This is a genomic window from Saccharothrix sp. NRRL B-16348, from assembly GCF_001280085.1.
In the GTDB taxonomy this organism is placed as follows: Bacteria; Actinomycetota; Actinomycetes; order Mycobacteriales; family Pseudonocardiaceae; genus Actinosynnema.
Genome location: NZ_LGED01000220.1, coordinates 23,672 through 34,159 on the forward strand (window position 1 = coordinate 23,672; position 10,488 = coordinate 34,159).

Here is a 10,488-nt window from a genome sequence, read left to right on the forward strand (position 1 = left end):
GATCGACCCCGGCCGCCCCATTTCGGTCACCTCGTCCCGAGGGGGTCAGGACGCGGCGACCTCGTCGCCGGACCGCGGCCCGCCGGCGGTGGTGCCCGCCGGGTCGGACCGCGCCCCGCGCAGGAACAGCACGGCGACCAGCACACCCGCGAGGGTCACGGCGGCCGCGACGAGCAGGCCGGACCGCAGGCCGTCGAGGGCGGCGGCCTCCGGCGAGGCGGCGAACGGCGCGGTGCTCGCGGCCACCACCGCTGCGAGCACCGCGACACCGACCGCGCTGCCCACCTGCTGGGCGGTCTGCGCCAGACCGCTGGCCAGGCCGGTGTGCTCCGAGGGCACGCCGGAGGTCATCGTGCCGATGAACGACACCACCGCGAGCACGTGGCCGAAGCCGAGCGCGGCGCTGGTGACCAGCAGCAGCACCAGGTCGCCGTCCTGCGGCAGCAGCAGCATCGCCGCCGTGCCCAGGCCCTGCACCAGCAGGCCGGTGAGCAAGACCGCCGGGCTGCCCAGACCGCTGATGAACCGCGCCGCCAGGCTGCCCGAGATCATCGCCGCGACGCCCTCGACGATGAACCCGACGCCGGTGGCCAGCGGGCTCCAGTGCAGCACCTCCTGCATGTAGAGGCTGAGCAGCACGGTCGTGCCACCGCACATGCCGAAGGTGATGAACCCGGTCAGGCCGCCCCACTTCACCGTGGGCCGGCGGAGGATCGACAGCGGCGCCAGCGGCGCCTCCTGCCTGCCCTCCACCACGAGGAAACCGGCCAGCAGCACCACCGCGGCGATCAGCGGCACCAGCGCGGGCAGGGAACCCCAGCCGTATTCGCCGACCGTGGAGATGCCGTAGACCAGCGCCAGCAGGCCGGTGGTGGCCAACAGCGCGCCGGGCACGTCCAGCCGCGCCCGACCGCGCTCCTCGTCCTTGTCCAGCAGCGCCACCGCGCCGGCCAGCACGACCACGCCCATGATCACCAGGATCAACATGGTCCACCGCCAGCTCAGCCCGCTGGTGATGACGCCGCCCGCGATGGTGCCCACGACGAACCCGAGCGACAGCAGCGCGCCGCTGACGCCCAGCGCCTTGTCACGCCGAGGCCCCTCCGGAAACGACGCGGTCAGCAGCGCCAGCGCCGTAGCGCCCACCATCGCCGAGCCCACGCCCTGGCCGGCGCGGGCCGCGATGAGCACCCACGGCGCCGTGGCCAGGCCCGCGACGAGCGAGAACGCCGTCACGACCACCAGGCCGAGGATGAACAGCGGTCGCCTGCCCACCAGGTCGGACACTCGCCCGAACAGCAGCAGGAACCCCGCCGTGGGCAGGATGAACGCCGTCATCACCCACTGGAGGTCCGCCGCGTCGCCGAAACCCAGGCCGCGGTCGATGGCGGGCAGGGCGACCGTGACGATCGAGAAGTCGAGCGCGATCATGAACTGCGCCATGCAGAGGGTGATCAGTGTGAGCCAGCCGCGCGGGCCCAGGCCGGCCGTCGCTTCACCCGGCGCGGCCCCGAAGCCGGTTTTCCTGGTCATGATTGGCCATGCCTCCCTGAGCTGTTCCGCTTCGGAACGATCGTGACCGACTCGCGGAGGCGTACCCAGACCTCGGTTCGATGTAGGACCTTCGAGGGTAGAACCCGGGTTCGTAGCACTGGCAGTGTTAGCCGCGAAACCGCGAGCCGCGCGACAATGACCGGATGAATAGGCTCAACGACCTGGGCGAGTTCCTTCGTTCCCGGCGCGCGCAGCTGCGGCCCGAACAGCTCGGGCTGGTGAACCACGGCCGCCGGAGGGTCGCGGGGCTGCGCCGCGAGGAGGTGGCGCAGCTCGCGGGCGTGAGCGTCGCCTACTACACGCGGCTGGAGCAGGGACACACCGACCGTGCGTCCGACGCAGTGCTCGACGCCGTCGCACGCGTGCTCCAGCTGGACGGGGACGCGAATGCCCACCTGCACCGCCTGGCCCGGGGTTCTCGCCGCGACCGGCCCCGCGTGCGGCGGCAGGAGCGGCTACGGCCGTCGATCGCGCTGATGGTGGAGTCGTTCACGGCGGCGAAGGTGCCCGCCCTGGTGATCGGCCGGTCGACCGACGTGCTGGCGTGGAACCGGCTCGCGCACACGTTGCTCGCCGGGCACCTGGACCTGGACGCGCCGAACCACCCCGGGGAGCGGCCGAACATCGCCCGCATGGTGTTCCTCGACCCGCACGTCCGCGAGCTGTACCCCGACTGGAAGGGCAAGTGCCGCGACACCGTGGACGACCTGCGCCTGGTCGCCGGGCGCTACCAGGACGACGCGCGCTTGGCCGAGCTGGTCGGCGAGCTGAGCATGAAGAGCCCGGAGTTCACCGCGCTGTGGAACAACCACGCGGTCAAGGCGTGCGCCTACAGCACGCGCGAATTCCACCACCCGCTGGTGGGCCCGCTGACGCTGGCCAACGAGCTGCTGGTGCTGCCGGACGACGACGGCCAGCGGCTGGCGCTGTTCCACGCCGAGCCCGGTTCGCCGTCGGAGGCTGCGCTGGACCTGTTGGCGGGCCTGATCACGCCCAGCGACCGGGCCCCCGAGCTGTCCTCGTCCGAGGTACCCCCGCCCCGGCAGTCGCTGCACCCAGGTGCGTGAGGGCGTGGAGGAGCTGGCGCCGCGCGCAAGGGCTCAGCTGCATGGGCATGACCGCGTACTACGGCTCGCGCGACGACGTGGAGTCGACGGCGACCCCCGAGGAGAACCGCATCCACAGTGACGCGCCCTACGTCCGCCGGGCGTGCGACGCCTCGTTGCGGCGGCTCGGGGTCGACCACGTCGACCTGTACTACCCGCACCGCGTCGACCTGGACACGCCCGTGGAGGAGACCGTCGGCGCGATGGCCGAGCTGGTGGCGGCAGGCAAGGTGCGGCACCTCGGCCTGTCCGAGGTCAGCGCGGGGTCGCTGCGCCGCACGCACGCCGTCCACCCGATCGCGGCGGTGCAGACCGAGTGGTTGTGGTCTCGGGAGATCGAGCGTGAGGTCCTGCCGACGTGCCGCGAGCTGTGCGTCGGCGTGGTGCCGTACTCCCCGCTGGGCCGCGGTTTCCTCACCGGGCGCTACCGAGCGCCCGGCGGCTTCGAGCCGGACGACTTCCACGCGACCGGCCGATCCCGGCTCGACCGCCACAACATCGGCCACAACCTGGAGCTGGTGCGCGGCCTGGAGGAGCCGGCCCGGGCGTGGCTGCACCACCAAGGGTCCGACGTCGTGCCGATCCCGGACACGAAGCGCCGCCGGTACCTGGAGGAGAACGCCGCCGCGCGCAACGTCCCCCTGGACGCAAGGCAGTTGGCCGCGATCGAGGCGGCCGTGCCGGCCGACGCGGTGGCCGGTGCCCGCTACCGGCCCGATGCGATGACGAACATCGGCGGGTGAGCGGCGGCGCCGGGCACCCGCACCCGTCCTCAGTCGAGGGGCATCAGGACCAGCTTGCCGCGGCTGATCCCCTCGTCCAGCAGCTTGTGCGCCGTCACGGCCTCGCGCAGCGGCAGGACCGAGCCCACGTCCACGGTCAGCTCGCCCCGGTCCACGTGCCCGGCCAGAGTGACCAGCCCGGCGCCGTCCGGCTTCACCACGTGCCGCACCACGCGGACGTCGCGCCGCGCGGCGGCTTCCTCCAGCGCCGTGGGACCGGTCGCGGCGTCCGGCACCCGCGCGTGCACGCCACCGGGCCGCACCAACTCGACCAGCTCGTCCCGCCCGACGCAGTCCAGCACTGCGGTCACCTCGCCGACGGCGCTCGGCACGTCGGTCGTCGTGTAGTCCACCACCTCGTCCGCGCCGAGGCTGCGCAGGAAGTCGTGGTTGACCTCGCGCGCCACGGCCACCACGGTCGCGCCCCTCGCCTTGGCCAGTTGCACGGCCAGGTGCCCGACCCCGCCCGCCGCGCCGTTGACCAGTAGCCGGTCCCCCCGGCCGACGCCGGCGCGGTCGAGGGTCTGCAACGCGGTCAGCCCGCTCAGCGGCAGCGCCGCCGCGTCCACGTGCCGCAACCGCGCCGGCTTGACCGCCAGCTCCGCCGCGGGCGCGCTGACGAACTCCGCGTAGCCCTCGGCGAGCGCCGGGAACCTGGGCATGCCGTAGACCTCGTCACCGGGCCGCAGGTCCTCGACTCCCGCGCCCACCTCGACGACCACACCGGAGACGTCCCATCCCCACGTGTGGGGGCCGCTGCCGAACCAGTCCTCGGCCTTGCCGCCGCGGCACTCCGCGTCCACCGGGTTCACCCCGGCCGCCAGCACCCGCACCAGCACCTCGTCCGGCCCGCACCCCGGGCGCGGGACCTCTGCCGGCTCCAGCACCTCCGGACCGCCGTACCGCCGTCCGACCACCGCTCGCATGGTTTTCCCCATGGCCACGACTGTTCCAGCCCGGGGCGGGGCCACCCAGCCACCTCCTCAACGTAGACCTGTCCTGGGTATTCCTGGCAGGTGCAGGTTCGGCAGGGGTCCCCGAGGCATGCTGGACCCATGGACCACCGATCGGAACTCGGCGAATTCCTCCGGTCGAGGAGAGCGCGGATCAGCCCCGAGGAGGCCGGTGTGCCGCGCTACGGCCGGCGCCGCGTGCCCGGTCTGCGCCGCGAGGAACTCGCGCAACTGGCCGGGATCAGCGTCGGCTACTACGTACGGCTGGAGCAGGGGCACCCTGTCAACACCTCGGACTCGGTGCTGGACTCGCTCGCCCGGGCGCTGCGGCTGACCGCGGACGAGCACGCCCACCTGCGCGGCCTGATCCGGTCGGGCCCGGTGCGACCCACCCGCGCGCGCCCGGACCGGCTGCGGAAGACCGTGCGGTCGGTGGTGTGGTCGCTGGGCCACATGCCCGCGCTGGTGCTGGGCGTGTTCGGCGACGTGCTGGTGTGGAACCGCCTAGCTCACGCCCTGCTCGCCGGGCACCTGCCGTTCGGCGCGCCGGACCGCGCGGCCGACCGCCCGAACTGGGTCCGGCTGTTCTTCCTCGACCCGCACGTGCGGGAGCTGTTCGCCGACTGGTCGGAGAAAGCCCGGGACACCGTGGCGGACCTGCGGTTGATGGCGGGCCGCTACCCGGACGACCCGCGGCTGGCGGAGCTGGTGGGCGAGCTGTCGCTGAAGAGCCCCGAGTTCCGGTCACTGTGGTCGACGCACCCGGTGCGGCGGTGCGCCTTCCACGACCGCCGCTTCCGGCACCCGGTCGTCGGGGAGCTGACCCTGAACGACGAGCTGATGGCGCTGCCCGAGGACGAGGGCCAGCGACTGGTGGTCTTCACCGCCGCGCCTGGTTCCTCGTCCGCCGCCGCGCTGACGCTGCTGGCCGAGCTGGCGGAGTCGGACGCCCGCCACCGACCGGGGTTCGCGGGCACCGGGTAGCTCCGCCCGGTCCGCGGCACCAGGACGGCGGGCGCGGTCGACGGCGGCGCGGTCGGCCACGCTGCCACCGCACCGCCGAACACCGGAACCACACATCACCCGCCGGGCACCACGACTGGGCGCACTACCGGGCACTGCCGCCCCAGAGCACCGGGGCGCCGCGCCGTGGAGCCGGCCACCCCCGCGGCTACGCGAAAGGCCGCTGGCGCAGGTCCTTCTCCTGGTCCGCCCGCCGCCTCCCCAGCAGGTAGGCGTGCGCCAGCGAGGTGAGCGTGACGTGGTGGTGCCAGCCGCGGAACGAGCGGCCCTCGAAGTGGCCCAGCCCCACGTCGTCGTAGAGCCTGCCCATCTCGCGCTCCACCTCGACACCGGCCCTGGTGAGCCGGATAAGGTCGGGCATGGCCGCGTGCACGTTGGTGAGCCACACCTGCACCGGGTAGGGCTCGCCGGGCAGCCACCGGGTCAGCAGGCGGCGCGCCCGGCGCGGCCCAGTCGGCGACGTGCCCGGCCTGGTCGGCACCGACTCCACCACGTACCGCGAAGCCTGCTGCCTGCCGTTCTCCACGGCCCACAGGTTCATCATCGCGCCGGGCCTGCTCACGCCTTGGAACGCGCCCGGTGAACGCTCGCCGACCAGCGACACAGCCGACTCGTAGGGCACCTGGACGAGGTAGCGCATCCGCCGCTCCTCCAGGCCCGTCAGCAACTGCTCCACCTGCATTATGTGCCGCCCGTCGACCATCACCGGCTGCGGGGGCAGGCCCCAGTCGCCGGCCAACTCGTCGACCATGGACAACACGGCCTCCCACCGCTCCCGGCGGCGCTCGCCCTCCGGCACGTGCGCCTTGGCGCGCAGGTCGGCGTCAGAGTCCCAGGAGTGCGGCAGCAGCAGCCGCCAGTCGACCGGGGCCGCCTCGCCCTCACCGACGAGGAACATCGCGAGCCCGAGCTGGCAGTTCAGCAGCTTGCCCGCCGACGGCGCGAACTGCCGCGCGACGCCGACCGAGCTGGAACCGTTCTTGGTGAACACCGCCTCGCCGACCGCCCAGGCGTGCGGCCGGTAGAGGGTGGCCAGGTGCCGGGCCAGGTTGCGGCGGATCGACGCCCACTGCCAGGTGCTCTGGTTGACGAACTGCTGGAGTCCCTGCTCCGCCCGCCAGCCGGCCATCGCCTCCGCCACCCGGCGGATCGACTTGCGACCGGGCAGCGAGACCAGGCCGCGGACGTAGATCTCGCCCCAACGACGCTGGTCCGAACGGGGCAGGGTGTCGAGTAATTCGTGGCAGAACTGCGTCAACGTGTCGACCTCACCGGGCCGCACGGCATGGAAGTTGCGATCGTGCATTGCCATCGGACCTACGATCCCCCAATGTCGTTTTTCTGGTCCCGCCGGATGTGCGAAAATTGCTCGGCCACCTCCCTGGGGCTCTGCGGGAAAGCTTTGGCAATCCGCCTCAGCGACGTTCCTCGAATCTCGTGTGCAGCAGCCTCACGGCCAACGCCGAAGCGGCCGGCGCATAACCCGTGCGTCGGGTCTGAAACTGGGTCCACGCGTCGACGGGATCCCGTTCCACGGGCAGCCCCGCAGCGACCAGCAGGCTCACGGTGTCGTCGAACGCGCGGTCCTCGCGGCCGTGCAGGCTGATGGTGCTGCGGGGCGACTCGGTACCCGTGGCGACAAGCGCCCGACCGATGCAGTCGGTGCCGTTCACCAGGACGGCCGCGGTGTGCGGCGGTGTCCAGTCAGGCGCGATGGCCTCGGCGAGCGCCGCGACGTCCAGCATGGTGACGACCGTCTCCAGCCAGCACCGCGTCCCCGAGGACCGGGTGTAGAGCAGGACGGGCCACGCCCGGTGCGCCCAGTGCAGCTCGGCCAGCCACGTCGACCAGTCGGCGAGGACCCGGTCCAGGTCCTCCCGACCGCCCGTGCCGAGGTAGCCCGCCAGCAGCTCCTCGGCCCCGCGGCCGTCGCCGAACTCGCCGCAGCGCCGCTCCCGCGCGGTGTGCGCCTGGCCGGTGCGGACGACGAGCGCGCCGAACAGCACTACCAGCGCCGTCCGGCCGACGTCCGCCACGTCGGCGGGCGCCGCCACGAGCACGACGCCCACCTGCCACCCCACCTGCCACGTCACCAGCACCGCCAGCAGGCAGACCGGCGCGGTCACGGCGATCGCGCGTTCTCCCGCGCGGTCGCCGACGCGGCGACCGACCCACCCGAACGCGGTGCCCGCCAACCGCACCGCGTGGTGCGCCCACGTCGAGGCGGAGGCCGCCAGCGCCGTCCGCACCGCCGTGAATGACACGACGGCCAGCACGACGGCGCCCAGCACCCACAGCACCGCGTCCACACCCGATGCCAGCTCCACCGGACCAGGCCCTCCTCAACAACCAGACGATCAACCCGCAAGCCATTCCACGCGATCGGATTAAATCAGTACAGCAAGCGTTTATCAGGGAACCCGAAGTACCAGCCTGACGGAAATGCGGTATCGCCCGACGTGGCGCAGCGTGACCGGTTGCGCCATCGGAGTGGAACGGCCTCGACAAAGCGCCGTGCGGCACAGCTAACGGAAAACCGATGTGCTGACGGAGATGACCTCGGACTCTGTCAGTTGAATGCAGCGGCAAAACGCACGGGCCACGATGGGACCTCCGGCGGAACGCGCCGGAATCGTGTGGCTGGAAGGAGAAACCGATGTCCTGGCGCTTCGTCGTGCGCGACGGACTGCTCGACCGCGTCGCCGCGGTGCTCGCCGCACCGCGACCCAGGCCGCTGGTGTTCACCGGCGAGACGGGGATCGGCCGGTCGACGGTGCTGGAGCTGGCCGCGGGGTTGGTGGACGAGAGGACCGACGCCCTCATCCCGCTGCGGGGTGCGCCGGGTCGCCTGGCGACGCTCCGCGAGCACCTGCCAGCCGACGTGCGTGTCCCGCGAGCGGGAAGGTTGGGGGTGGTGGTCGCGGCGCTGGAGCGCCACGCCGACGGGCGCCGTCCCGTGGTGCTGCTGGACGACGCCCACCTTGCCGACCACGCGACCGTGCAGGTCTTGCGCGACCTGCACGTCCGGACGGGCGCGGTGCTGGTGCTGGCGCTGCGCACCGACCGGTTCCCGGGCGCCGACCCGTTGGACTGCCTGCGCTACGAACCGGGTTTCCAACGCGTCGAGGTGCCGCCGATGAACCTGGACGAGGTCACCGCGCTCGCCTCGGACGTGCTCGGCGGCGCGGTGTCGGCCGCCGCGGCGGAGGCGTTGCGCGCGGTCACCGGCGGCAATCCTGCGCTGCTGCGGCGCTATCTCACCGCAGGTGCGTTGCGCGCTGCAGTGAGCCAGGGCGACAGCCCCGGGCTGTCGCTGGGCGACGTGCCGCACGAGGGCGTGGAGCTGGACGAGCACGGCCGGGAACGGCTTCGGGAAGCCGTTCGGGACGCGTGGCGGGAGCTGTCGCTGGACGTGCTGGACCAGGCGTGCCGGCTCGCGCTACTCGCGGGCGAGGAGGCGGCCGTGTCCCTGGTGTGGCCGCAGGTTCTGCTGTTGCGCGGCAACGCCCGGGAGGCGTTGGCGCACGTGCGCGTGACCGGGGCGCCGTCGGAGGCGGGGGCGCTGACGCGGGCGTTCGTGCTGGCGTTCGGACCGGAGGGCACGGACAAGGCGTGCGTGCTGCTGGACGACCTCGCCCGCGCCACCCCCGCGTGGGCGCCCCGGTTGGACGCGGTGCGCGCGTGGCTGCTCGCCGTGGGCGGTGACACCCCGGAGGCCCGCCAGGTGGTGGCGGACCTGGTGCCCGACCGGAGGGCGGCGGTGTTCGCGCAGGCGGCCCTCGCGACCGTCGCCCTGGCCGAGAACCAGCCCTCCCAGGCGGTCTCCGCGCTGCGTCGGGCGTTGACCGGTGCGGAGCGGATGCGCGACGAACTGCCGTGGCTGGCACCGTACCTGACCGCCCTCCTGGTGGACGGCCTGGTCCTCGCGGGCCGCTTGGCGGAGGCCACCGCGACCGCCGCGCAACTTCGGGCACACGCAGGTCATTGGGAAGCCGCGGTTTCGCTCGGGGCCTGCGCAGAAACGGTTTTCCAGCGGGTGAACAGCAGGTGAGCGCAGGATTCGCTGTCAGTGGCGGCAACGCACTAGATTGAGTCGTTGAGCTGGTGTTCCGGGGTCTGGGGGGATTTGTGGGAACGAGGAGAAATAGGCAGGAGTTGGCGCAGTTCCTGCGCCGCTGCCGGGAGCGCACCAGTCCCGGCGACCTCGGCCTGCCCACCGGCTCGCGCCGCCGCACGCCCGGGCTGCGCCGCGAGGAGATCGCCGTGCTCGCCGGCCTCAGCCCCACGTGGTACACGTACCTGGAGCAGGGGCGGGACATCCGGCCTTCGACCGAGGTGCTGGCGAGCCTCGCCAGGGTGCTGCGGCTGAGCGGTGACGAGCGCACATACCTGTACCTGCTCGCCACCGGCAGCCCGCCGTCGGACGAGAAGCCGCGCAGCGACACCTCCGACGACGCCATCGTCCGCTCGGTGGTCGCCGCGATGTGCGACAACGATCTGCCGGTGTACGGGGCCGATGTGCACGGCGACGTGGTCGCGTGGAACGTCGCCGCCACCAAGTGGTACACCGATTTCGGCGCGCTGCCCGAACCGCGCCGCAACATGCTGCTGTGGATGCTGACCGAGCCGGAGGCGCGTGAGCGGTTCGTCAACTGGGAGGACGAGACCCGCGACGTGGTGGGCAGGTTCCGGCGGGCGGCGGCGGCACGAGCGTGGGACTCCCGGTTCGAGGAGCTGATCGCCCTGATGCACGAAGCCAGCCCCGAGTTCCGCGATTGGTGGTCGTCGCACTACGTCACCCGGCAGCGCACCCGGCTGCGCGAGGTGCGCGTCGACGGGGAGCTGCGGGTAACCCAGCTGACGGTGCTGAACCTCGCCGACTCCATGCTTTCCGTCGTGGTGCACCTGCCCGTCGACGGACCGCGGCCCGACGCGCTTATCAGTTAGGCGGCGCGGCTGCTCTGTTCGCCTGGGGGTGATCCTGGCGCTTCCAGATGAAGAACACCAAAGGCGGCGGCGGACTCCGTCAAGTCGGGGTTGTCGCCGCGCCGGCGCTGCCCAAGCCTGAGA

General features: G+C 72.6%; 9 protein-coding genes. 5 read left to right on the forward strand and 4 right to left on the reverse strand.

Going from position 1 to position 10,488, the window contains the following annotated elements; genetic code table 11:
* Window positions 1-45: 45 nt before the first annotated feature.
* Entirely contained in the window at window positions 46-1,533 is a 1,488-nt protein-coding gene (locus tag ADK67_RS30970; RefSeq protein WP_053720088.1) for an MFS transporter, read from the reverse strand.
* Window positions 1,534-1,697: 164 nt separating this feature from the next.
* On the opposite strand from ADK67_RS30970, the gene ADK67_RS30975 reads away from it, so the two are divergent.
* On the forward strand, window positions 1,698-2,621 hold the full coding sequence (locus tag ADK67_RS30975) for a helix-turn-helix transcriptional regulator (RefSeq protein ID WP_053720089.1): 924 nt from the start codon (window positions 1,698-1,700) through the stop codon (window positions 2,619-2,621).
* 41 nt (window positions 2,622-2,662) lie between these two features.
* Window positions 2,663-3,403: an aldo/keto reductase gene (locus tag ADK67_RS30980; protein ID WP_082404075.1), complete on the forward strand. Its 741-nt coding sequence runs from the start codon at window positions 2,663-2,665 to the stop codon at window positions 3,401-3,403.
* A 29-nt stretch (window positions 3,404-3,432) separates the two neighbouring features.
* Here ADK67_RS30980 and ADK67_RS30985 read toward each other — a convergent pair whose 3' ends face one another.
* Window positions 3,433-4,380, reverse strand: coding sequence for an NADP-dependent oxidoreductase (locus tag ADK67_RS30985; RefSeq protein WP_197289696.1), 948 nt, complete (start codon window positions 4,378-4,380; stop codon window positions 3,433-3,435).
* A 117-nt stretch (window positions 4,381-4,497) separates the two neighbouring features.
* Between ADK67_RS30985 and ADK67_RS30990 the strand changes: the two genes are divergently transcribed.
* The gene (locus ADK67_RS30990) at window positions 4,498-5,379 is read left to right on the forward strand and encodes a helix-turn-helix domain-containing protein (protein WP_053720092.1); all 882 of its coding nucleotides are present in this window, start codon (window positions 4,498-4,500) and stop codon (window positions 5,377-5,379) included.
* 187 nt (window positions 5,380-5,566) lie between these two features.
* Here the strand turns inward: ADK67_RS30990 and ADK67_RS30995 are convergent, their stop codons facing one another.
* Entirely contained in the window at window positions 5,567-6,730 is a 1,164-nt protein-coding gene (locus tag ADK67_RS30995; RefSeq protein WP_082404077.1) for an IS701 family transposase, read from the reverse strand.
* A 103-nt stretch (window positions 6,731-6,833) separates the two neighbouring features.
* Window positions 6,834-7,745, reverse strand: coding sequence for a hypothetical protein (locus ADK67_RS31000; protein ID WP_053720094.1), 912 nt, complete (start codon window positions 7,743-7,745; stop codon window positions 6,834-6,836).
* Between the two features lie 329 nt (window positions 7,746-8,074).
* On the opposite strand from ADK67_RS31000, the gene ADK67_RS31005 reads away from it, so the two are divergent.
* Both ADK67_RS31005 and ADK67_RS31010 read left to right on the forward strand, forming a co-directional pair.
* Window positions 8,075-9,469 (forward strand): ATP-binding protein, encoded by a 1,395-nt coding sequence (locus ADK67_RS31005; protein WP_053720095.1) that lies wholly within the window; start codon window positions 8,075-8,077, stop codon window positions 9,467-9,469.
* Window positions 9,470-9,573: 104 nt separating this feature from the next.
* A complete protein-coding gene (locus ADK67_RS31010; protein ID WP_053720096.1) occupies window positions 9,574-10,365 on the forward strand; it encodes a helix-turn-helix transcriptional regulator in 792 nt (263 codons plus the stop codon).
* Window positions 10,366-10,488: the final 123 nt, after the last annotated feature.

Bases quoted from the DNA above. Each gene is read 5' to 3' on its own strand.
- ADK67_RS30970 (WP_053720088.1), bottom strand. From the start codon at position 1,533: ATGACCAGGAAAACCGGCTTCGGGGCCGCGCCGGGTGAAGCGACGGCC.
- ADK67_RS30975 (WP_053720089.1), top strand. From the start codon at position 1,698: ATGAATAGGCTCAACGACCTGGGCGAGTTCCTTCGTTCCCGGCGCGCG.
- ADK67_RS30980 (WP_082404075.1), top strand. From the start codon at position 2,663: ATGGGCATGACCGCGTACTACGGCTCGCGCGACGACGTGGAGTCGACG.
- ADK67_RS30985 (WP_197289696.1), bottom strand. From the start codon at position 4,380: ATGGGGAAAACCATGCGAGCGGTGGTCGGACGGCGGTACGGCGGTCCG.
- ADK67_RS30990 (WP_053720092.1), top strand. From the start codon at position 4,498: ATGGACCACCGATCGGAACTCGGCGAATTCCTCCGGTCGAGGAGAGCG.
- ADK67_RS30995 (WP_082404077.1), bottom strand. From the start codon at position 6,730: ATGGCAATGCACGATCGCAACTTCCATGCCGTGCGGCCCGGTGAGGTC.
- ADK67_RS31005 (WP_053720095.1), top strand. From the start codon at position 8,075: ATGTCCTGGCGCTTCGTCGTGCGCGACGGACTGCTCGACCGCGTCGCC.